Raw genomic sequence first — 22445 nt, 5'->3', positions numbered from 1 at the left:
TCTCTAAACTCACTACGCTTATTAGATCAAAGGGCTAGATCTGTGTCCAGCCCTTTTTCAACAGTCTGAAATGCCCGCTGCGATAGCGGGCATTTTTGTTTTGACGGATGATGGGTCTCATCGTAAGGCGATAGCATAAGCGTTTGTTTCTTGGTATAACAGAAATCAACATCTGCTTAAAAGGAGTTTGTAATGACACCGGCAATTAACCTACTTAAAAAGGCGAAAGTGGCGTTCCAAGTGCTGCAATTTGAGCACGACCCTAACGATCACGACTTTGCTAATGAAGCAGCGAAAAAGCTCAACCTAGACCGAGAAAAAGTATTTAAAACCCTATTGATTGACGTTGATGGTAAATTGTATGTAGCCGTTTCTCCCGCCACGCAACAAGTGGATTTAAAGGCTTTTGCCAAAGCGTGTAAGGGGAAAAAAGCACAGCTTGCAGATCAGCAGAATGCGCAAAAGGTAACCGGTTATTTAATTGGTGGTATAAGCCCGTTTGCGCAGAAAAAGCAGCTGCCCACTTTACTTCACGAGAGTGCTTTAGCATTTGAACAAATCTATGTTAGTGCGGGCAAGCGGGGAGTTGAAGTGGTTGTTTCACCTGCTACGATAGAGCAACTATGTAAAGCAAAAGTCGCACTGTTTTAACGGCAGTGTTGGCCTTAAAAAACCATCTAGATTATAGATAAAATGTCAGTCTAGAACTGCTCAGGCTGTCAAAGCTTCTCGTTCATTCCTATTTTTCCCCTAAGAACAGTAATTTACTTTTTTCGACTTACAGCTGTAAGCCATTAATTTCGCAGTCATTTATATTAATCACTCGATAACTCAGTAAAAAAGCCGTTAAAAAGTTAAGTAGAGCAATTGATCTAAACGAATTTTTATGCCGTAATGTAGGTATATCTATCTGGTCGGATGAGTTAATTATGAGCCTAAGAACGAATTTAAGAAAGATCCTCCCAAGCATTTCAATCACAGAACAAGAAGCATTAGATGCAGGTGATGTTTGGTTAGAAGGGTCAATTTATCAGGGTAAGCCCGACTTCTCGGCGCTTCGTGCTGTACCTGAAGCTAAGCTAAGTGCAGAGGAGCAAGCCTTTTTAGAAGGTCCAGTTAAAGAATTAATGGGTATGATCGATGACTCGGAAATTCAAAATGGCAAACACTTGCCAGAGCATGTGCTTGAATTTTTGAAAAAAGAGAGGTTTTTCTCTTTGATCATTCCAAAAGAATACGGCGGTCTAGAGTTTAGCCCTTACGCAAATTCAACGATAGTGGGTACGATTGCGACTAAATCCTCAGCGGTAGCGGTAACGGTGATGGTTCCTAATTCACTAGGCCCGGGTGAGTTATTGCTCCATTATGGTACTAAAGAGCAGCAAGCGCACTACCTTCCTCGCTTAGCAAACGGTCGTGATATACCGTGTTTCGCGCTAACAAGCCCTGAAGCTGGGTCCGATGCCGGTGGCATTCCGGACCAAGGTATTGTTAAAAAAGGCATGTACAACGGTGAAGAAGTACTTGGTCTTGAAGTGACATGGGACAAACGTTATATCACACTTGCGCCGATTGCGACGGTACTCGGTTTAGCATTTAAAGTATTGGATCCTGAGGGATTACTAGGCGGTAAGAAAGAACTAGGGATCACCTGTGCGTTAATTCCACATGACCATCCGGGTGTGCAACTTGGTAATCGTCATGACCCTATGGGAATACGCTTCTATAACGGCACAACGCGTGGTGAAAAAGTTTTTATCCCAATGGACTTTATAATCGGTGGCCAGCAGAATATCGGTCGCGGCTGGCAGATGTTGGTTAGCTGCTTAGGTGCTGGACGTGGTATTTCATTACCAGCGCTAGGCGTATCAACTAGCCAAGTCGCACTGAAATCTGCATCTGAATATGCTGCGGTACGTGAGCAATTTGGCCTTTCGATCGGCCAGTTTGAAGGTATTCAAGAAAAGCTTGCGGACATTGCAGGCAAAGCATATATGCAAGAGGCAATGCGAGTGTTAACAACAGAAGGCTTAGGCATGGGCCTTAAGCCATCTGTAGTAACTGCAATTGCAAAATACCACATGACTGAAACTGGTCGTGACGTATTGGACTCTGCAATGGATATTCTTGCCGGTAAGGCTATTCAAAATGGTCCTCAGAATACCCTTGCAAGCGGTTATGTTGCCCAGCCAATAGCGATTACCGTAGAAGGTGCAAACATCCTAACGCGTAACTTGATGATCTTTGGTCAAGGTGTAATGCGCTGTCACCCATATTTGCAGTCGATGGTTGAATCTATTCACAGCGAAGAGAAAGACGCAGACAGTAAATTCCGTGGTATCTTGACAAAAACAGTTAGCTATAGTGTTGCCAACAGCTTACGTGCTTTCAAATATGGTCTTATGCCATTCACTGCTGATGCAAAATCACCATTACCTGAAGTGCGTGCGTATGAAAAAGCCGCGCATAGATTAGCAGCTAAGCTTGCGGTATACGCAGACTTTTCATTGCTCGTACTAGGTGGAAAACTGAAACAAGCAGAAATGCTCTCAGCACGCCTTGGTGATGTAATGAGTCACTTGTATGCAGCGATGGCTTCAATCAAATACTATGAGCAAAAAGTAGCAGTAGCAGAGCGTGAGCAAGCAGCACCTTATTTCCATTATGCGACAAGGCATGCACTTATCAGTGCAGAAGAAGCGCTTCATAAGTTCTTAGATAACTTCCCGGCAAGTGGTACTCGTAAATTTATGCGTGTGATCACGATGCAGTTTAGTGGCAAACAAATGCCTAAAATTAGTGATGATATGATCAGGGAGTTGGCCGCCGCGGCGCAAATGGATACGCCAATCAAAGCGCAGCTTACTCATCTGGTGAAGCCTACAGCAGGTGATGGTCATGATATCAATGAGCAAGCATATAAAGCTAAGATGGGTTGCCTTGATCTTCTGGCTAAAGTGAAGAAAGCAGTGCGTAAGCGCGAGATCCAACCAGGTGTGCGTTTTGAGCAAACATTAGATAATGCACTCGTTGGTAACCTTATCAACGAAGAAGAGTACGCAAAACTGATTGATTACAACCGCAAGCGTGAAAAAGCAATCCGAGTGGATGAGTTCGACTTCGATTTAAACTTGTTAGATGAACAAAGCGCGAAAGAAACAGTCAAGCAAGCTGTGAATGAGTAAGTTAAACAAATAACTTTTCTGTAAAAGTAAAAGCCCTTAACTAATTGGTTAAGGGCTTTTTCATGTTGGGTAAAGATAATAACACCAGCTATAATTAACAAGCACTGTAAAACGGTTTGCTTATTATACCAATTTGTCTTAATACATGCTCAATTTGAAGGAGCAGATCTGACGCTAGCAAGGCAAGATTTTCTCGCCTCAGAATAGATCACTTAATTAAGCAAATTGGTATTCGTAATAGTAAGTAAAGGGTTGTACTGTGTTTAAGTAACCTGAGTTATACAATAAAGAGGTTTGTCTGTTTATTGAACAATTCTCGGGTTAAATAACAAAAAGGTGTAACGCAGTGAAAATAAGTATTCCGAACGATGTAATTTCTGCGCCTATGTCAACACAGCAAGAGCACCAATTGTGGAGCGGTTGTGGTGATATGTTATTTATCAATCATGATGCTGGGAAGCTTGCAATTAAGCGCACTAAAGTGCCTAATGACATTGCACATCGGCGAATTGAACAATCTTCAGTAGCGCTTGCGCGTAAAGCTAAGTCTTATCAAGTAGAACGTCACTTTTACAAGCATCATGCATGCGAGTTACTCTCACCTTGCAATACGCCTAGTTATTTAGGTGAAGGGGTAAGTGAAGGGATGGACTACATCGTCTTTAGAGACTTCTCAACTCAAGGTTTTTCGCAAACTGCCAAGCCGTCCGAGTCACAAATATTAGCAGTGATAGGATGGTTAGCTAAATTCCATGCTCACTTTTTACAAAGCCCTGCAGAGCATGTGTGGGAACAAGGAAACTATTGGCACCTAGATACACGGCCAGATGAGCTTGAGCGAATGCAGCACAGTAGTATTAAACAAGCGGCACCGCGATTACGAGATAGTATCAAAAATAGCCATTGGCATACTTGGATACATGGCGACGCTAAACTTGCTAACTTTGCCTTTAATGGCGACCAAGCACTAGGATTCGATTTTCAGTATGTCGGAAAGGGTATTGGTGTGTCAGACTTAATGCTGTTTATTACGTCGGTATTAGACGAAAAAGAACAACTCCTCCATGCCGACGAGTATCTCAAGTTGTATTTAGATATGTTGAGATTAGAATTATTAGGCAAAGCTGCTTCTATCGATATTGCTCAGATCCTTTCTGAGTGGAAATCGTTGTGGCCTGTGGTGTGGGCTGACTTTTATCGTTTTCTGTTGGGTTGGAAACCGGACCATGTAAAAATCAATGATTACATGAAATTTCAAACGGAAATTGCACTACAACAGAGATAAGAAATGATCATAGCCTTATTCAGTGCGTTAAATTGGGCGGTATTTGATTTTTTACGAAAAAGGCTAGCGAGCCATTATTCAGCCGCGCAAATGTCGGTGATATTTAGCCTGCTAGTTTTACCTGCATACATAGGCTATTGGTTGGTTGTTGACAAACAGCCCCCAAGTTCTGCTTATCTAGCGCCTGCGATAGCTAGCGGAATGTTGGCTGCAATTGGTAGCGTAAACTTTNCTTGGGCGAATGGCGGTTATCCTGCCTCTGTTATCTATCACTCCAGCACTTGCAGGTGTGTTTGCTTGGTTGCTACTTGGAGAACCTTTAACCACGCTGCAGTCAATGTTGATCGCTGCGATTGTTCTCGCTTCATTTTTATTGCAAGGAGGCAGATTCTCTTTTCAAGAGCCAGGTGCAAAACAAGTTGCAATCACGGCTTTTTGCTGGGGGCTTTGCATCGTGTTCGATAAACAGGCTTTGCAATACAGCTCGCTCTCTTTTCATGCTGGGTTTCTAACCTTTATGGTATTTTTTGTTAATCTAATCTTGTTACGACCACAGTTTAAAAATCAAAATTTCCGCGCACATTGGTTGCTCTGGACTATTTCTGCAGTGGTATTCGCTGTCGCTGTTATCTTCCAAATGCAGGCGTTAACCGAAATTCAGCCGGGGCTTGTTGAAGGATTGAAAAGAGCCATTGGCATAATCAGCGCGAGTATGCTTGGGATGTGGTTTTTTAAAGAGATAATTTCAACAAAAGAATGGCTTATGATCTCTGTTATTCTGTGTTGTAGTGCAATGTTAGCATTAAACAGTGGCGCTTAAGCGCCACTTAAAATGACTAATTGGTATTACTTACATTGCGCGACTTTAGTCCAAACGTTTGAGTAGATCTCTGGGCTTGCGCCTTGTGACCAGTACGTAGCACGGTATTCAAAGCCCTTGAATGAAACTCGGTCGCCCGTATTGTAGAACTTAGTTGCACTCCATTCTTGGATACCATTGCAGCCAGCTGGTGCATCACTAACGGTAACTGCTAGAGTCTTAGAAGCAGTTCTGTTGTTTGCAGCTGTCACAGTGAGTGTTACTTGATATGTGCCAGCACTAGCGTAGGTGTGTGATGGGTTAGTTTGTGAGCTTGTTGCACCATCACCAAATTCCCACTGATAACCACCTGCTGTTGATTGGTTGTTAAATGTCGCCGTGAGGCCGGACACGCTGAAGTTAAAGTTTGCATTGACTGCACCTGAAGTATCACAACCATTATTTGTTAAATAATCAACCGCCGCTTTTGCTTGCACAATACCATAACCGTAAGAAGTATCACGACCTGCTTGGCCTTTGTCTTTTGCTGTTGTATTCAATACTTGGCGAATTTGCTGAGCAGTACATTGCGGGAAGTGGCTCCACACTAAGGCAGCGACACCAGAGACATGCGGCGTTGCCATAGAAGTCCCACTAATACTGCGATACGCGCCATTATTCCATGTTGAGTTTACACCAACCCCCGGGCCTGCAATTTCTACTTGGCTGTTGTATTGAGAGAAAGAGGCTTTTGACTCAGAACTGTCTACTGCTGCCACAGATACAACTGCATTATACGATGCTGGGTAGCTCAACGAGCTATTACCCGCGTTGCCAGCGGCTGCGATATGTAGCATGCCACGCTGATAACTCTGCTCAAATGCACTTCGTTCTGCCGTAGAGCTGCCGCTGCCACCTAAACTCATGCTGGTTACATTGGCGCCAGCCTGCTCACACTGCTCAATTGCTTTAATGAGATCGGAACCATATGCCCAACGGCCTTGGTCATTAAACACTTTAACAATATGAAGACCTAGTTGCCCTGATGGGTTTACCCCGACCACACCTGTACCATTACCACCTAAAGCGGCGATTGTGCCGGCAACATGTGTTCCGTGGCCGTTACCATCATTACTCCACACACCAGTGTCGTAGTTACCGTAGCCGTCATTGCCAGTAATGCCTGTGCTAGGTAAGTCTTGGTGACCTAGCGTATAACCTGTATCCATAATACAGACTTTACGGTTGGCGCTGTAGCCGTCAGATACTTGATTAGCTTGCACCATGTTAATGCCGTAAGGTGTGGTTTCAGCAAGTAAGTCAATTGCCGAAGTTTTTACATTTGGCAAATAACGTTTAGGGTCAACTTCTACATGTGCAATATTATCGCTTGCTTGTAGTTGTTGCATTTGCGCAGAAGAAACTTCGGCGACATATGCATTAATGCTTGGCAAGGTGTTGACTGCAGCAGTGCCCAAGGTGGAGTAGGCTGCTTCAGACAAAGCCTGTGCTTTAAACTGCGCTGTTTCTGCCCGATTTAAACGCACTGGCAGAACGTTTGGTGTTGCGTTGTCTTTTAATGTGACAATAACGCGCTGTGTATCTGCGTGAGCAACTGAAAGGCTTGCACAAACGCAGGCGCTAAGGGTTGAAAGCTTAAGAAATTTTACTACGGTATTACTGTTTTTCATATTTCACCTGTTTTACATGTTGTTTACGTTTGTTACTAAAACAGGTGTTGACATCGCTGTCAATGCGTAAAGATTAGACTGGTTTAAATTGCATTATCTTTCTGGGTTTTGTTTAATGCATTAATTAATCATTCTGAAATTTTCAATTTTTTACATTATTATTCTGATTACTTTTATTAAGTGAGTGAGTTAGTTCTGTGATGGTAAATTGCGCTGGATCGTGAATGTAACGTAAAAAGTCCAGGTGTTCAGGAAAGTTTCCATGTATGGCATGATACAAAGGTAAATGAGCGTCATCTAGCGATTCGAAAATAGATAGGGTCACGCTGTCTATCGGTGTGAATTTTCTATGATATTGCGCTAGTCGAGCTAAGGTATAGGCCCCAAGCAACACATGCCCTCCAATCGACACATCTAACTTAGGTGCAATATCTTCATCCCAATTAATCCCACCTATGACGATCCTACGATTTAACTCTTTAGCAGCGAGTAACGCGCCATAAGCAATAGGATCATTAGCAGCCCAAACGGTTGTGATTGCGGGATCTCGCTGTAACCACGCTTTAGTGAGACGATAAGCTTCATTCTGAGACCATTGACAATTTGCCTCTGCGATTAATTCTAGCTTTGTATGGTGCTCAAGATAAGCGCGCATGCCTTTTTGTCGGTCTAATGCCGCAGTCGTCGCCACGTCTCCTAGCAAAGCTAATACATGTTGCGATGGATTGGAGGACCTAAGTGCTTTTCGCGCAAGTTGATGCATTAATTTAAAACCGGCTTGGAAATTGTCTGGCTCAATGGTGCCAATAATTTGGTGTCCTGACTTTAACAAAGCCACTTCCTCTGTTTTAGTCGGTCCGTTGAGCAAGAAAATAATCTTGATTTTGGTGGCTTTGCTGTTTAACAAATAGGGAACGACACTCGATTTTTCGTTAACCAGCACAAGGTAATCAGCATCACTTTTCAAGGCTTGCTCTACGAGCGATTTCATCAAAATATGGTTGCGCTGCGCATAACTAATTTTGAGGGAAATATTCATGTTATTAGCGGCCGCAGTCATCACGTTGCTGACGTTATACCAAAAGTCTCCGGTAGGGTTTTTTGTTGCAAAACCGGGGTTTACAAATTGAACGTTGAATCGTTGTGCAGATAGCGCGGCCATCGGCGATAAAAATAAAAAGATGAACAACAATTTTCGGATCATAAATCTCTACATTTTTGATATTCAAAAAGTGTGCTGCTAAATACGCGACGTCATTAATATAAGTATAGTTTACGCTAGAATCGTTGCGCTATCTGCCTGTTTTTTGAATGCTATTCGGAACCAGCATATTTTTCATAGCATTGAATTTAGCTCATGCGTTAATTGCTTTATACTAGCGCGCAAAGAGTAAGGGGACTTTGATGAGAAAAATCGTATTTATATTCGTGTTGTTGTTTTCGGTGTCAGGGGTTGCGCATGAGTCAAGCGAATTGAATAAAACCATGAAGGAAATGGGCCATATTTATAAGCAGGCTATGAAAGCGCAATCTGCTCAAGAAATGCAGGCGCACTTAACTGAGCTGACTACACTCGTTAATGAAAGTAAGCAATTTCAGTTTAAGCAAGAGGTGTCTGCCGAGTCAGTTGAGGGCTTGGATAAAGTACTCGAAGCCATTACTAAGGCGAGCCATGAAATAGACTCGGGAAGAGTCGAGAAAGCCCGTGAAATGCTATTAAAAATTGATGAGCTGAGAAAGAAATACCACAAACTACACGAGCCACCGGGCTTTTGGGAGTTACTATTTGGTAGTTAACCTGAGATTCGAATAGTTAACTTATCCTATCGCTGTGGTTATTCCTTGTGCTATCACAGCGGCTTTGCTTATCGGTCTTGGCTTTAGTTGAATATGGCAAAAGACTAGCGAGTCGTGGCTTGACCTTAAAGCTTGCTAGTTCTTTATAAGATCTAAAAGCGGTGAAATAGCGATATTCTTTTCTGCACTTATTAGAAATTACATAAAAATCTGCTCAAAAGAAGTTGCATTATAAATTGGAACGATCCAGTATATTTGTTTTTAATCTGGGAAATTTCGATGAAATCCTCCTCAATAGCTAGTCTAATTTTACTTTCATTTTGTGGCTCCTCATTAGCGAATGCCAATGTGCTCTACGATATCACCGAACGTGATGTATTCTCTGTAACGAGTGACGTAAAGGAGCAAATTCAAGGTGAGGGGATAGAGCAACTTGTTGATAGGTCGCTAAAAAGCAAATTCTTATCTAAGCAATCTAGCGCTGAGATTGTATTTGATCTGAAAGACGTAAAAGCGCTTAGACAGTATCGTCTCACTTCAGCCCAAGATGCCCCCGCGCGAGATCCAAAGCATTGGACTGTAGCCGTATCTAAAGATGGTAAGGTGTGGCAAGTGGCTGATAAACGCAACGATATCGTATTTTCAAGGCGGGGTGAAACGCTCGCTTTCGACCTCTCTAAAACAACGGATGCGAAGTACGTGCGCTTTACTGTAGCACAAGAAGGTAAAACGCAATGGGGCGACCGCTTTTTGCAAATCGCCGATCTGGCGCTCTATGCGCAAACAAACTTACCACTGGCAAACTTTACTGCAGATAAAAAGGTTGCCAAGCTTAATGAGCCAATTTCTCTGCAGTCGATATCTGAAAACTCACCAACAGCACTAAATTGGAAGGTTGAGGGTAAAGCGATGCTGCCAACCACAAAAAGTGTTGAAGTAGTTTATGACAAGCCTGGTAACTACGATGTTACTCTAGCCACTAAAAATACGCATGGTTCGGACCTAAAAACCCGTGCGAACTATTTAAAAATCTACGATCCAACTCAACCATGGAAAGGCTTTGAGCCGCCAAAGGTCAAAGTAGTTATTGAAGATACAGAGTCGGCAGGGTCGAAACGCCTGCAAGCGCTATTTCCTGATATAGCCACTACGGTGGATGACGTAACTCGCCAACTGGCCCCAAGGTTGTACAAACACTTTGCAGAGTTACCAGAGTTTGAGCAAGTCACATTTAGGCTAAAGTGGATGGACACAATAGCGTATCGTTCTGGAGACGAAACAAATATGGAAATCGTGTTTAGTTCAAAGTACATCACCGAAAAACTCGCTGCGCAGCCAGATGAGCAAGTGGAATACGAACTCCTTGGTGTGCTCTGGCACGAACTTACCCATGGATATCAGCTATTTCCAAAAGAGAGAAGTTATTCTGAGCCCGATGTACATGCATTTATTGAAGGAATGGCGGATCTCATTCGCATTCAAGCGGGATACCATAAAACCCGTTCACCTAAGCCATCGGATTCTTGGGTTGGTGGATACACAAATACAGGGTTTTTTCTTGCGTGGCTTGCTGAGTCTTATCCAGATTTTGCCTATCGTTTTAATCAAACTGCGGTAGAAATAGAAGATTGGTCATTTGAAGATGCAATAAAATCAGTTACTGGAGAGTCTCTTGATAAGCTCTGGTCTCGCTATCAAAATGAGCTAACTGCCAAGAAATTGCAGTGAACTAGCAAAAACTAGATGATTACAACTTGTCATCACTATGCTGTAAATGTACATAATTTGTTGACAGGTTTATTTTATTACTCATAATTGGAACGTTCCCTCTTTTATTTCTGCCTGAAGCTTTGTTGGTTTTGCTAAGGGAGAAATGAAATTTTAATAAAAAATTGGAACGTTCCTTTAAATTGTGGGGGTCTTATGACAACAATAATATATAAACATAGCCTGATCGCCGCTGCTGTCCTAGCAGCGGTAGCAACTAACTCAGTAACAGCCGCAACAGAAGAACAAGCAGAAGAAATAGAACGCGTTGAGGTGACAGGATCTCGTATCAAGCGTATCGCCATAGAAGGTGTTACCAATGTCCAAAGTCTCTCTTCCGCTGATATGGTCAGAAGTGGCTTTAACACAGTGTATGATGCACTGAGTAGTATTTCAGCCGCCAGTGGTGCCGTCCTCGGTGAAGTAGAAACTGGCTCCTATACACCTGGCGCCAAAGAGTTAAACCTGTTAGGCGTTGGACCTGAGTACACACTTATTCTAGTTAATGGCAAGCGCTTGGCCTATTACCCAATGCCTTACGGTGGCCAAACCAATTTTGTTAATCTCGATATGTTGCCAACGGCGATGGTTGAGCGCATCGATATTCAATCCGGCGGTGGCTCTGCAATCTATGGTTCAGACGCAATGGCTGGGGTAGTCAATATTATTACCAAAAAAGGTATGGACGAGCATGTCGTCGAAGCATTCTATGGCCAGGATACTTATGGTACGGGTGATAAAAAAGGCTTGTCGTTTGTCGGTGGTTTTGAGCAAGACGACTTTACGTTTGACTACTCGCTAGAATATAAAACGGAAGAGGCGCTGACTGGTGCCGACAGACCTTTTCATGACAGTGTTTGGGATAATCCAGATCCAACAAACAAGCGAGAGCTTAATCGTTCAATTACCGTATGGGCTGAGAATACCGAGTTCAAAAATCAATATTCAGCGCAGTACTGTAATACAGATGATAATCCACACCCGACTGCGGTTCAGCACTTTATTAGCCGCAATGATTATGGCCTAAGCTGTGGGTGGGATGAAACCGGTAACAATTTATTACGTAACCAAGTTGAAACCATGAGTTTGTATATCAACTCGGTGTACAGTATCAACGACGAACACAGTTTTTTTGTTAACGGATTTTATATCGATCAAGAAAAGAAAGGGGCACGAAACCCATTCTTCTTTGCTCATGCAGAGTCAATTCACGGATCTATGTTTTGGGATCCTGATATAAAAAATAAAGCTGGTGGCTACGGCGCTCCAGTTAAGTATATGTGGCGGATAGTGAATGATTCAGAATATACAAATGATGGCTTAGGTCGGGTATACGATGATAAATCTTATTCATTTAGTTTTGGTCTTGAAGGGGAGATAGCAGATTACTATTACTCCGTTGGCTTCAGCCGTTCACAATACGATTTCTCTGATAGGTACTTGCATCACACGGTTGAAGGAAATAACTGGCTAAAAGGCCCTAAGTTGGGAGAGGTTGATGGCATGCCAATCTACCGTCCAAATTACCAAGCTTTTTTTGCACCTCTGACCCAAGACAATATGTATAACATGGCTGATTGGGCAACCTATGATGGCTTATCGTTCAATGAAACTCTAACTGCAGATCTGTCCGGGGATTTATTTGAATTGCCAGCAGGGTTTGTGTCTTTTGCAGCTTATATTGAGCTGATGAAAGAAGGGACGAGAGCGACGCCCGATAGCAGAATATTAAATAAAGAATTTGTCGGTCTGACTGGTGTTATCACCGATGGTGAACGTAACCGTTATGCTGCGGCGACAGAATTTATGATCCCTATTACTGAACAGATCTCTAGTGAAATTGCGCTGCGTTATGACCACTATGATGATATTTCTGATGTTGGTGGAGCATTCACTTATCAAGTTGGTTTTAAATACTCTCCCACTGACGCGCTGATGCTAAGAAGTGCGTATGGAACAACGTTCCGTGGTCCTAGCATGAGCTCAGTATATCAAGGGTTTGCTGGTAACTTTGGACGAGGCTCGGACAGAGTGATTGCAGATGCTTGCCTACGTTTTCAAACCACAGGGGATCCCGCTCAATATAATGCTGATGCATTAACTATCAGCTGCGCAGACTTAGACACAACAAATAGCAATGAGCCAAAGCTAGATGCTGACTTTGAGACAATCTCGGCAGGGGATCCAACTTTAAAAGAAGAGTCAGGTCATTCATTAACGTTCGGTCTGGTGTATGAGTACTCCCCTGAGCTGTCATTCAATGTTGATGTTTATGACATTGTCCTAAAGGACAAAATTACTCGACTTGGGTCTGGCGAAATTCTCGATAATGTCTGGAAGTGTGAAAACGGCCTAATTGATTCATCTTCTGCTAAATGCGCCAATATGCAAGACAGAGTACAGCGTTTTGATCAAGATGGTCTGGCAACCGACTGGTTAGGGAACACGAAAAAAGGGTTACCGTACACCGCAGCAATTATCAGAGAAGGTTATATAAACGCCGCGGAAAGGCAGCATGGCGGCGTCAACTTTGGTGTGAAGGGCACGTTTGAGTCAGAGCTTGGTGAGTTTATTTATAAGCTTGATTACAGCCATGTTTTAAAGAAAAAAGAAAAGCTTCGTCCCGAAGATCCGCTTGAGGATGTGCTAGACAGTCAAGATAACTATAACTTCAAAGATATGGCATCGTTTAACCTGACTTGGCAGTTGGAAAAGACCGCAATTTCATGGCAGGTAAATTATAAAGGAAAAAATTGGAACGGTGCTGATTTTGGTCAAAGAGAAAAGTTACCTGCATGGATAAAGCATAACCTAACCATTGGCCATTACATCAATGACAATACGCGAGTGATGTTTACGGTTCAAAACTTATTAAATGCGATGCCGCCTCAAGATGACTCGTTTAGAGGTTACCCATTTTATAAAGCGGGTAATTATGACACGAACGGGCGTGAGTTCTTACTAAAAGTTAACTACCAATTTTAATAATAAAGGGTAACGAAATGAGAAAATTAATGCTATCAACGGTGGCAATGGCCGTCGCTGCGACACTAATAGGCTGTAATGATGGGTCTGAATTTGTTGAACGTGATAAGCCAGAGCAAACTCAATCATCCGGTCTGCCAGACTCTGGCGCATTGCGTAATATCACCTTAGATACTGGGATTGAGATAGAGGCTATTTTAGCGGATGGTGTACAAGCCTCACCTGCAGGTGAAAGTGTCGACAAACTTATCGACGCTAACACGAGTACAAAATTCCTCGCTTTTGCGTCAAACGTCACTGTAGTGTTTAAAGCCGCGACAGAGATTGAACTTAGAGAATATAGCTTTACGTCAGCAAACGATGAAGCGAACCGAGATCCAAAACAGTGGGTCGTATATGGCTCAAATGATAAATCAGATTGGATTGAGCTGGACTCAAGAGCGGGAGAAGTATTCTCTGCTCGAGGACTGACTCGCCATTTTGAATTGGCCGAAAGCGGCGAAAAGTATCGCTATTTCAAATTTGATTTAGTACATGGTGGTACAGATAGCTATGGTGCTGATATTACGCAACTAGCGGAACTCGAAATCAAAACGGTATCGGATATTCCTATCGTCGCATTTAATGCGACAAACACGACTCCTGAAGTCTCTGAGTATATTGTTTTTAGAGATGAGTCGTTAGTTAACCCGACTAGCTGGCAGTGGACGTTTGAAGGTGGTATTCCTGCGACAAGTACAGAGCAAAGCCCATTGGTTAAGTTTGAAGCTTTAGGGCCAAAAACCATTACACTGGTTGCGAGTAACGACAAAGGGGAAGCGACATTAGTTCAGCAAGACTTTATCCGTGTGTGGGATCCAGTCTCGCCATGGGCAGGGTTTCCAGAGCCTGTGATTGAAGTGAAAAAGGAACTACCAGAGCACCCAGGACAGCTGGCGCTTGAACGTGCGGTACCAGATCTAAATGCCCTTATTCATGAGATCTCTTTGAAGATTGCCAAGCGCTTATTTAATAATGTAACCGAAATAAACGTTTTTGAGCACGTTACTTTTATCACTGGAGACTTTGATGCGCCTGCTTCAAAGGCTGGTGAAGGCAAATTTATGGAGCTTAGGTTTGATGTTAAGCACATCGCCAACCTAGAGGGTCTTGGAGATGAAGCTATCCGTAACGAAGTCATTGGCGTGCTGTGGCATGAGCTGACTCATGGCTACAATAATGTTCCGGCTGAAGGTGAATATCGTCCGGGCACGGATTATCACACCTATCTTGAAGCGCTAGCTAACTTTATTCGAATAGATGCTGGTTACTTAGAGCATAGACGCGGTGGAGTTCGCTGGATGGAACACTACAATGTTGATGCTTACGATCAAACAGCATTCTTCTTTGAGTGGGTAGAAAAAAGTCACCGTAACACGGATTTTATTCGTAAGTTTAATGCGGCAGCAAAAACGCTTGATGCGTGGAGTTTAGACACCGCTTTTAAATCTATATTTGGTGAACAACGTGGGATTGATACGGTATTTGAAGAGTATCAAGTCTACCTTGCAAGCGTCGGTAAGTTACCACCAGTACCACTTGGCTATCAGAACTTTGCACCCACTAGCACTCAGGTAACAACAAACGGTACTGCACTTGTGCCTTTTAATGAGGGAGCAGATAAGCTTAATGATAGAAATATTATCTCTAAATTTAATGTGGTGTTGGAAGCCCCCGCTTGGCTTGCACAATATGCGCCTGACTTGTTGCCGATAAAACAGGTTGATAAGGCCCAGGTTAACTATGTGTTTGACAGCGCTAAAACAGCAAAATACTACTCATTAGCGACAGCGGGAGACAACCCTCATCGCTTTCCTAATGCGTGGCAGCTACAGGGCTCAAATGACGGTACGAATTGGATTACGCTAGATACTCAACAGTTCGACGAACTACCTAATACGATGGAATACTATAGCTTTGCTATCGAGAGTCCAAATGCGTATACCCAGTATCGTTTGGAACTTGAGCATACCCGTGAAGGCGGTGGAATTGGCGGCGCTAGTGGACGGCTAATTCAACTAGGCGAATTCTCATTGTGGGAAGCAAAAGAATAGGGCCTGTTGACCTTTCTTGAAAGATAAACAGGCCCTAGCCTTAAATAGTCTAAAGGTGGGTAATGCCCACCTTTAAAACGTACTTAACCTGAGGCTTGGATAAGGAATGTTCCAACTCATTGTTGCTAAAGCACAGCTTAGTTTTCTCCTTGTCTAGCCAGAGAGTTTTAGGGAAAACACCGCTTCCGCGTCCCGCTCTCGCTAAGGTACCTACATCCTGTAGGCAAGGCGAATGTACGCACCAATAGCTGGCTATTGGAAGTGAATTCAACGCAGTTAGCGCTAAAACTGGCTGCTAGAAAGGCATTAATTATCCGCAGCTCAGGTTACTTATTTTGACCTTTAACGTTTCTTCTTCTTTTTACCTTGAACTGCTTTAAATCGCGGATTAGATTTACAAATCACGTAAACCCGACCGCGTCTTTTTACGACTTGGCACCCCGGTCTATTTTTAGCGCTTTTGAGTGAGCTCAGTACTTTCATTTGGTTTATCCTTTTTTAGTCGCAAGGTTTTTAAAGCGACGGTTAAATTGTGCAACGCGACCATCACTTGCCACCAACTTCTGTTTACCAGTGTAGAAAGGGTGAGACGCACTAGATACGTCAATTGGGAAGTAAGGGTAAGTCTTACCATCTAGTTCAACGGTTCTGTCTGATTTAATGGTTGAACCAACAATAAAGTACTTATCAACCGATGTATCATGGAAGGCAACAAGTTGATAATCAGGGTGGATATTGGGTTTCACGACAACGACTCCTAAATAATGTGTTGTTATATTGTATCAATATAAATCAAATAAAAACTATTCTCAACAACTAATTTATTGTTGCCGTTATTTAGTGCGATACGCTTAATTTGTCGACGCATGCGGAACTAAACTGAATGCATCTTGAGCAGTTGATTAAAAGGGGCTTACTTTCCTTAAAATTGCCTGATATAACTAGTTCTAGATAGTTTCTCAAGTAGTCATATTGGTGTTGACACCTAACCGGAATAGTAGCGAATAGACTTTTTTGGAATATAGCTATCGATGTAAGCCTTTTGGTTTGATAGATATGAGATAAAAGAGTGAGATCCAATTGAGGCTGGCTTAACGGTTAATAACCTTCACTAAATGAGAGAGGTCTAGCAAATAATTAAAACCTAGTACGTTCGCGAAGGTACTTTATTCGCCAACGCAATACAGATATAGAGCATTTATTATGGATAAACATGCTGAGTTAGATAACTCAATTTTAGCTAAGCTTCACAGCAGCGATGACAGCGCGTTACAGCAAGAATTAGACACACTCTCTTGCACACATAGTGACATAGTGACACTACTGGCACAGTATCAAACGCTCAGTGAGCAAGATGATGAACTGTTCGATGCTTGGTACGACAGCTTATGTAAAGATCAGTTAAAGGTCTTAAAAGCATTTGAAATAATTCGTGCACACATAGAACAGCAAATATAAATACCCATAGATTGTCTGGCGGAACTGTTGTGCGCCAGACAACAGATTATTTGATTGATAAGTCGTACTTACTAATCAATTGGTCAATGTATCGAGTGCGTAGCGATTCTGTTTGCTCAGCTTGAGTATTGGCTGCCAATGCTTTGTTTAGTAGCTTCATGGCGCTGTGTACTTGAATACGTTGCTCTGGGGCAATGCTGCTGGCGGTTCTTGCTTCTGTGATGTCGTCGATAATCGCGCGGCCTAGGTCGATATAAAGTGCTTCCTCTACGAGACCATTTTGGCTGATCACCCCATACTTGCCGCATAAAAACTGTTGCCAAACTTGTTGTACATGCTCCGTAAGGTCATCACTAAAGCTTGGATCTTCGGTGTAAAAGCCTTTTTCAATACATTTCGCAAGTGCTTCACAGTAACGCTGTTGAAATAACTCAAATGCACTACTTGATTGATCTACTTTATGTTTAAGTAAAAGTTGCCCCCAATTGAGTAGGCCTCGGGCATAAAAATCAGTATATTCTTCACATTCGTACAGGCCAAAGTACGAACTACACTTAATTTGGTTTTGAATACTATAACTCGGGTTTGGGAATAGGCTCATTTGTTGCCATTCTAAGAGCTGTTCTTCAGGTATCTTTAAGCTGCTGCTCAGCTCCATAGTGGTATAAAAGTGCGTATTTAGAAAATGTGTCAGTCCCATAAAAATAAACTGGATAAATATACAGTGTTTTTGATTTTGCTGGATCTTTACGCAAATAACAAGCACTAAAGTTAAATTTCGTTAGATTTAACCGATTTACTCAGGTTTATGGGTCGGATCTCAGTCAGATTTATGGTAAAAATGGCTGTCAACTGGAAGAGTAATAGAAAGACCATGCATCAGATCCAATCAATAAAAAAAGCAAGCTTAATTACCGCTATTAAAACCCCTTACACAATGGCGGGTGAAATTGACTTAGATACTTACGACAAGCTAGTCGAAGCGCAAATCGCAGGCGGTGTCGATGGTATTGTTGTCGGTGGCACCACGGGTGAAGGCCAACTGATGAATTGGGAAGAGCACTTAATGCTCATTGCCCATTCTGCGAATAAGTTTGGTGATAAATTGCTCATTGTTGGTAACACTGGCAGCAATAACACCAGAGAAGCAAAAAAAGCGACAGAATATGGGTTTGCATCAGGTATGCACTGTGCATTACAAATAAACCCGTATTATGGTAAAACCTCAATTGCGGGTGTGAAGGCACACTTGAAAGAAGTATTAGAAATCGGTCCTGGCTTTATTTACAATGTGCCTGGCAGAACGGGACAAGACATTACGCCTGATATCATTGAACCGCTAGCCAGCCACAAGCATTTTGTTGGCATGAAAGAATGTGCGGGTGATGAGCGTATCGCGCACTATGAAGCAAAAGGCATTGCATGTTGGTCAGGTAACGATGATCAAGCCCACGATAGCCGCCATAACAGCCAATCTCATGGCGTTATTTCTGTTGCTTCAAACATCATTCCGGGCTTATTCAGACAATTGATGGATACGCCTAACCAAGTGCTTAACCAATCATTGCAACCGTTGATAAACTGGCTCTTCTGCGAACCAAATCCAATTGCTATCAATTCGGCTTTGATTATGACCGGCGCGGTCAAACCGGTATTTAGATTGCCTTATGTGCCACTGTCGCAAGCACAGCAAAAAGAGGGGATTGAATTCCTTTCTCAGTTAAAAGAAAGTGACTTTGTCGGCTCTACACCAAAATTAATTGATGAAACCTTGCTTAAGTTTTGTTAAAAGTCGGTTTGTCATTTATAATCTGCGACCGTTTTTGACTCGGTCGTAGGTTATTATGGCAACGTTTTCTTCATTTAGTTTCGCACAGCCTCTTTTAGATGCGCTGCAAGACATCAATTTTCATACATTAACGCCAATTCAACAGGCGGCTATCCCAGCTGTCCGTCAAGGTAGTGATGTGCTCGCAACAGCGCAAACTGGAACAGGGAAAACCGCAGCTTTTGCCTTGCCTATCATCCAAAAATTGCTTGAGGCTGAAGCACAGTCGACGCCAAGAGCGTTGATTTTGGCGCCAACGCGTGAGCTTGCCGAGCAAATCGCCAACAACTGTGCGACATTTGCTAAGTACACAGACTTAAAAGTGCAGGCACTGTTTGGCGGAGTTAACGCCAATGGCCAGGCTGAGCGCTTAAAGCAGGGCGTGGATATTTTAGTGGCAACCCCTGGACGCTTGTTAGATCATATCCGCTTAGGTAATGTCACGTTAAGTAACGTTAAACACTTAGTGTTAGATGAAGCTGACCGCATGTTAGATATGGGCTTTATCACCGACATGCAAAAAATCATTGAACTGGTGGATAAGCAAAAGCAGCTATTGTTGTTCTCTGCAACTTTCCCGTCGGCAATGAAGCAGTTCGCGAAACAAGTGTTGGAACACCCTAAGTTAATCCAAGCGACGCCAGAAAATAGTACAGCCGACACGGTTCGCCACGTTGTTTATCCAGTTAAAGAAGAACGTAAGCGCGAGTTACTATCAGAGCTTATCGGTACCAAAAACTGGCAACAAGTGCTAGTGTTCGTCAATATGAAAGAAACCGCAGACAAGCTAGTTGAAGAGCTAAAGCTTGATGGTATAGATGCAAATGTATGTCATGGCGACAAAACTCAAGGCGCTCGTCGTCGCGCTTTAAGAGAGTTTACTGAAGGCAAAGTACGCGTTATGGTTGCAACCGAAGTCGCAGCTCGAGGATTGGATATCGTTGGCCTGCCACGCGTGGTTAACTACGATGTACCTTATCTTGCCGAAGATTATGTTCACCGCATCGGAAGAACTGGTCGTGCAGGTCAGTTTGGTTATGCAATCACCTTTGTAAGCCGTGAAGAAGAGTCTGATCTTATTCATATTGAACAGTTAATCGAGCAGCAAATTTCACGCTATTATCTGCCAGGCTACGAAGTGGCAAACCGTGAAAGGCTGGTTGAAACAATCCAGAAGAAACCCGCGCATCAACGTCGTAAGGCTCGGGTGAATAAGCCTTCGAATCAAGCAAGTGCAGAAGCAAGATTAAAAAACCGCTCTCGTATTGCAAATGTACGTAAGCAGCAAAAGAAGAAGTAAGATTGTTTTTTTGCTTTATTTACAACGCCAGCTAGCACGCTGGCGTTGTTGTTTTTAGCCAATGTGGCGTACAATAGCGAAAAATAATTATAAAAATACGGCTTGTGCTTCAGTCATTTCACATTGTTCCAGTTAATCTAATCCAACTCGTCTCTGTTGGGGCTTATCTCCTCGCAATGTTAATTTTTGCCAATCAACCACGCGCAAGAATGCTCGTAATCTATTTGTTATTTCAATGTGTGCTGATGACAACCAACTTCGCTGAAGAAGCGTTAGGGGTTAGAAGCTATTTACTTATCACGCCTGTATTTACCCTAGCTACTGGGCCTTTAGTCTATTTTCTGTTTAAAAATCTACTGCATGCTAATCGGGATAAGCAAGAGCGAAGATTAGTCCATTTCTTACCTGTTTTGCTGGCGCTTCCATTTACTGAATACACCCAGCTTGTGATTGTGTTTGGCACTGTCAGTCAGTTGATTTATTTTGCTTTTACGGTGCAACTTGTTGGTCTTTACCAGCGAGCATCCGCGGAGATCAGAGCGGACGTCAATACGCGCGATTTACAGTGGATCAGAACAACGGTTGTCATGTTTGTGATCTTTGCTCTGGTGGATTTGGTTAGACTCAATATGCAAACATACAACGACATCAGCACTAAAGCACTCTGGTATTTTATTGACTTAGTTTGGTTACTTGCAATTAATCTTTACCTAGTTGTCAAAGTACACAATCAACCACACCTCGAAGATTCTATAACCCAAGCCCAAGAAATAACGTTCAATAAGGTGGATAAACAGCCAGAAGATCCAACCGAGATATTCAATGCAATTCATAACACGATTATGCAGCACTATTTATATCGCCAGCCACGCCTGACTATTCACGACGTTGCTGAGGTTATTGGACTTGGGGTAAAGGATATCTCTTGGGCCATCAATACTTGTGGTGGTTACAACTTTAATGAGTATATCAATAGCCTGCGGGTCGATGAGGTAAAACAGCAACTACAGTGCGAAAAGCAAATAACGCCCAACTTGTTAGCGCTCGCAATGAATGCTGGGTTTAACTCAAAATCCTCGTTTAACAGTGTTTTTAAAAAGCAAACGGGTTACACTCCGAGTCAATTTTCAAAATTAATATAAGTATATTAAACAATTGCTTATGCTTAATTCTGAGTGTTTTTTAAAAGTCCTAGAAGTACAAAATCCTGATATTGCACGCTATATAAAGTCGTTATAGGTAATCTGGAGTTAAATCGATAACAAGGATAAAGATGATGTATTCAAGTTTTCTCACTCATGTGGCCACTTACCTGACTTTTAGTAGTTTGTTTATCGCGCAGCCTGCAAAGGCTGAACCTATTCGGGTGCTGACATCAACGAGCGAACAAGTGCATGTTGCACAGCAACTAAATGTTAAATCCCCAGTGGATTATCTAAATACACGGATAAACGCACTAGCGTTGGTACGTAGCAAAAATTGGCAGCAGGCGTTACCACAACTGCAAAAGCTTACTAAGTCGTATCAAGATGACGGAGACACTTGGTATCTATTGGGATTAACGCAAATACAATTAGCGCATTATGAGCAAGCTATCATTGCGCTGAAAAGGACGTTGTCACTGGGTGTAAACCTAACCAATATTCCTACCGGTTCGCGCCCCTCAAATGACATTATGATAAAGATTGCAGGCGCGTATGCTGCACTAGGTAAAGTGGATGAAGCTAATCAGTGGCTGAGTAAGTCTTTGTCAGCGCGGTACGACGAACGCAGTAGCTTAGCAAATAAAGGCGTTTTCGACTCCATCAAAGATAATATGCAATTTCAGCGTCTTACAGGTAACTATAAAGACACTTCGCTCACTCGGGATCAGCAGTGGAATGCAGATTTAGATTTCTTGTTCTCAGAAATTAAGCGTTTGCATGTTAACGAGCAAGCAAGTAACAACCCGGATTTAATTACGTTGGCAAATAATTTGCGCTCAGATATTCCCAAGTTAACTGATCAGCAAATTGTTTTTGGTATGATGCGAATGATAGGCACGCTTGATAACGGACATAACTTTCTCGTGCCGACCTTCGGAGAAAAAGGGAATTTCACTCGTTTGCCAGTGCAGTTTTATGCCTTTAGCGATGGTCTGTATATTGTTGACGCCGAAGCTGAGTTTAGTGATTTAATCGGCTATAAAGTCACAGCTTTTGGGCAAACACCAGCCGCAGAAGCAATGGCNTGCCGAGATTAATCCGCGAGATAATGA

The 22445-nt window shown here is 42.7% G+C and carries 18 protein-coding genes; 13 read left to right on the top strand and 5 right to left on the bottom strand.

Annotated elements, in window-relative coordinates; genetic code table 11:
• The first annotated feature begins 192 nt into the window (after nucleotides 1-192).
• The 4 genes from ybaK (at nucleotide 193) to CKO50_RS19415 (ending at nucleotide 5290) form a co-directional block, all read left to right on the top strand.
• Nucleotides 193-651 (top strand): Cys-tRNA(Pro) deacylase, encoded by a 459-nt coding sequence (gene ybaK, locus CKO50_RS19430; RefSeq protein ID WP_095729491.1) that lies wholly within the window; start codon nucleotides 193-195, stop codon nucleotides 649-651.
• 278 nt (nucleotides 652-929) lie between these two features.
• On the top strand, nucleotides 930-3185 hold the full coding sequence (locus tag CKO50_RS19425; RefSeq protein ID WP_095729490.1) for an acyl-CoA dehydrogenase: 2256 nt from the start codon (nucleotides 930-932) through the stop codon (nucleotides 3183-3185).
• A gap of 346 nt (nucleotides 3186-3531) precedes the next feature.
• Nucleotides 3532-4470, top strand: coding sequence for a phosphotransferase (locus CKO50_RS19420; protein ID WP_095729489.1), 939 nt, complete (start codon nucleotides 3532-3534; stop codon nucleotides 4468-4470).
• A gap of 241 nt (nucleotides 4471-4711) precedes the next feature.
• Nucleotides 4712-5290 (top strand): hypothetical protein, encoded by a 579-nt coding sequence (locus CKO50_RS19415; RefSeq protein WP_255230549.1) that lies wholly within the window; start codon nucleotides 4712-4714, stop codon nucleotides 5288-5290.
• Between the two features lie 26 nt (nucleotides 5291-5316).
• On the opposite strand, the gene CKO50_RS19410 is transcribed toward CKO50_RS19415, so the two are convergent.
• Both CKO50_RS19410 and CKO50_RS19405 read right to left on the bottom strand, forming a co-directional pair.
• Nucleotides 5317-6960, bottom strand: coding sequence for a S8 family serine peptidase (locus CKO50_RS19410; RefSeq protein WP_095729488.1), 1644 nt, complete (start codon nucleotides 6958-6960; stop codon nucleotides 5317-5319).
• Nucleotides 6961-7102: 142 nt separating this feature from the next.
• Nucleotides 7103-8164, bottom strand: a complete 1062-nt coding sequence (locus CKO50_RS19405; protein WP_095729487.1) for an ABC transporter substrate-binding protein — start codon at nucleotides 8162-8164, stop codon at nucleotides 7103-7105.
• 200 nt (nucleotides 8165-8364) lie between these two features.
• Here CKO50_RS19405 and CKO50_RS19400 point away from each other — a divergent pair, with 200 nt between their 5' ends.
• The 4 genes from CKO50_RS19400 to CKO50_RS19385 all read left to right on the top strand — a co-directional run bounded on the left by CKO50_RS19400 (nucleotide 8365) and on the right by CKO50_RS19385 (nucleotide 15602).
• Nucleotides 8365-8757 (top strand): cytochrome b562, encoded by a 393-nt coding sequence (locus tag CKO50_RS19400; RefSeq protein WP_095729486.1) that lies wholly within the window; start codon nucleotides 8365-8367, stop codon nucleotides 8755-8757.
• 279 nt (nucleotides 8758-9036) lie between these two features.
• Entirely contained in the window at nucleotides 9037-10485 is a 1449-nt protein-coding gene (locus CKO50_RS19395) for a basic secretory protein-like protein (protein WP_095729485.1), read from the top strand.
• A 195-nt stretch (nucleotides 10486-10680) separates the two neighbouring features.
• Nucleotides 10681-13509 carry a TonB-dependent receptor gene (locus CKO50_RS19390; RefSeq protein ID WP_095729484.1) on the top strand — a complete coding sequence of 943 codons (2829 nt, stop codon included), beginning with the start codon at nucleotides 10681-10683 and terminating at the stop codon, nucleotides 13507-13509.
• 17 nt (nucleotides 13510-13526) lie between these two features.
• Complete coding sequence (locus CKO50_RS19385) at nucleotides 13527-15602, top strand: basic secretory protein-like protein (protein WP_095729483.1); 2076 nt, start codon at nucleotides 13527-13529, stop codon at nucleotides 15600-15602.
• A 342-nt stretch (nucleotides 15603-15944) separates the two neighbouring features.
• On the opposite strand, the gene ykgO is transcribed toward CKO50_RS19385, so the two are convergent.
• Nucleotides 15945-16085: a type B 50S ribosomal protein L36 gene (gene ykgO / locus CKO50_RS19380; RefSeq protein ID WP_010373066.1), complete on the bottom strand. Its 141-nt coding sequence runs from the start codon at nucleotides 16083-16085 to the stop codon at nucleotides 15945-15947.
• Between the two features lie 5 nt (nucleotides 16086-16090).
• Nucleotides 16091-16348 (bottom strand): type B 50S ribosomal protein L31, encoded by a 258-nt coding sequence (locus CKO50_RS19375; protein ID WP_010373063.1) that lies wholly within the window; start codon nucleotides 16346-16348, stop codon nucleotides 16091-16093.
• Between the two features lie 457 nt (nucleotides 16349-16805).
• On the opposite strand from CKO50_RS19375, the gene CKO50_RS19370 reads away from it, so the two are divergent.
• Nucleotides 16806-17060, top strand: coding sequence for a hypothetical protein (locus CKO50_RS19370; protein WP_010373062.1), 255 nt, complete (start codon nucleotides 16806-16808; stop codon nucleotides 17058-17060).
• 46 nt (nucleotides 17061-17106) lie between these two features.
• On the opposite strand, the gene CKO50_RS19365 is transcribed toward CKO50_RS19370, so the two are convergent.
• Entirely contained in the window at nucleotides 17107-17760 is a 654-nt protein-coding gene (locus tag CKO50_RS19365; RefSeq protein WP_095729494.1) for a DUF6058 family natural product biosynthesis protein, read from the bottom strand.
• A gap of 174 nt (nucleotides 17761-17934) precedes the next feature.
• On the opposite strand from CKO50_RS19365, the gene CKO50_RS19360 reads away from it, so the two are divergent.
• The 4 genes from CKO50_RS19360 to CKO50_RS24930 all read left to right on the top strand — a co-directional run bounded on the left by CKO50_RS19360 (nucleotide 17935) and on the right by CKO50_RS24930 (nucleotide 22430).
• Complete coding sequence (locus tag CKO50_RS19360) at nucleotides 17935-18849, top strand: dihydrodipicolinate synthase family protein (RefSeq protein WP_095729482.1); 915 nt, start codon at nucleotides 17935-17937, stop codon at nucleotides 18847-18849.
• A 55-nt stretch (nucleotides 18850-18904) separates the two neighbouring features.
• Nucleotides 18905-20188, top strand: a complete 1284-nt coding sequence (locus CKO50_RS19355) for a DEAD/DEAH box helicase (protein ID WP_010605367.1) — start codon at nucleotides 18905-18907, stop codon at nucleotides 20186-20188.
• Nucleotides 20189-20433: 245 nt separating this feature from the next.
• The gene (locus CKO50_RS19350; RefSeq protein WP_095729493.1) at nucleotides 20434-21330 is read left to right on the top strand and encodes an AraC family transcriptional regulator; all 897 of its coding nucleotides are present in this window, start codon (nucleotides 20434-20436) and stop codon (nucleotides 21328-21330) included.
• Nucleotides 21331-21461: 131 nt separating this feature from the next.
• Complete coding sequence (locus tag CKO50_RS24930; protein ID WP_255230534.1) at nucleotides 21462-22430, top strand: tetratricopeptide repeat protein; 969 nt, start codon at nucleotides 21462-21464, stop codon at nucleotides 22428-22430.
• Nucleotides 22431-22445 lie beyond the last annotated feature (15 nt).

The sequence above is a fragment of the Pseudoalteromonas sp. HM-SA03 genome (assembly GCF_002289345.1).
Classification (GTDB): Bacteria; Pseudomonadota; Gammaproteobacteria; order Enterobacterales; family Alteromonadaceae; genus Pseudoalteromonas.
Note: the sequence above shows the minus strand (reverse complement) of the source record. Positions and strands in the feature narration are given on the sequence as shown.

Excerpts from the sequence above, each read along its gene's own strand:
- ybaK (WP_095729491.1), top strand. The coding sequence starts at position 193 with ATGACACCGGCAATTAACCTACTTAAAAAGGCGAAAGTGGCGTTCCAA.
- CKO50_RS19425 (WP_095729490.1), top strand. The coding sequence starts at position 930 with ATGAGCCTAAGAACGAATTTAAGAAAGATCCTCCCAAGCATTTCAATC.
- CKO50_RS19415 (WP_255230549.1), top strand. The coding sequence starts at position 4,712 with ATGGCGGTTATCCTGCCTCTGTTATCTATCACTCCAGCACTTGCAGGT.
- CKO50_RS19410 (WP_095729488.1), bottom strand. The coding sequence starts at position 6,960 with ATGAAAAACAGTAATACCGTAGTAAAATTTCTTAAGCTTTCAACCCTT.
- CKO50_RS19405 (WP_095729487.1), bottom strand. The coding sequence starts at position 8,164 with ATGATCCGAAAATTGTTGTTCATCTTTTTATTTTTATCGCCGATGGCC.
- CKO50_RS19400 (WP_095729486.1), top strand. The coding sequence starts at position 8,365 with ATGAGAAAAATCGTATTTATATTCGTGTTGTTGTTTTCGGTGTCAGGG.
- CKO50_RS19395 (WP_095729485.1), top strand. The coding sequence starts at position 9,037 with ATGAAATCCTCCTCAATAGCTAGTCTAATTTTACTTTCATTTTGTGGC.
- CKO50_RS19390 (WP_095729484.1), top strand. The coding sequence starts at position 10,681 with ATGACAACAATAATATATAAACATAGCCTGATCGCCGCTGCTGTCCTA.
- CKO50_RS19385 (WP_095729483.1), top strand. The coding sequence starts at position 13,527 with ATGAGAAAATTAATGCTATCAACGGTGGCAATGGCCGTCGCTGCGACA.
- ykgO (WP_010373066.1), bottom strand. The coding sequence starts at position 16,085 with ATGAAAGTACTGAGCTCACTCAAAAGCGCTAAAAATAGACCGGGGTGC.
- CKO50_RS19370 (WP_010373062.1), top strand. The coding sequence starts at position 16,806 with ATGGATAAACATGCTGAGTTAGATAACTCAATTTTAGCTAAGCTTCAC.
- CKO50_RS19365 (WP_095729494.1), bottom strand. The coding sequence starts at position 17,760 with ATGGGACTGACACATTTTCTAAATACGCACTTTTATACCACTATGGAG.
- CKO50_RS19360 (WP_095729482.1), top strand. The coding sequence starts at position 17,935 with ATGCATCAGATCCAATCAATAAAAAAAGCAAGCTTAATTACCGCTATT.
- CKO50_RS19355 (WP_010605367.1), top strand. The coding sequence starts at position 18,905 with ATGGCAACGTTTTCTTCATTTAGTTTCGCACAGCCTCTTTTAGATGCG.
- CKO50_RS19350 (WP_095729493.1), top strand. The coding sequence starts at position 20,434 with ATGACAACCAACTTCGCTGAAGAAGCGTTAGGGGTTAGAAGCTATTTA.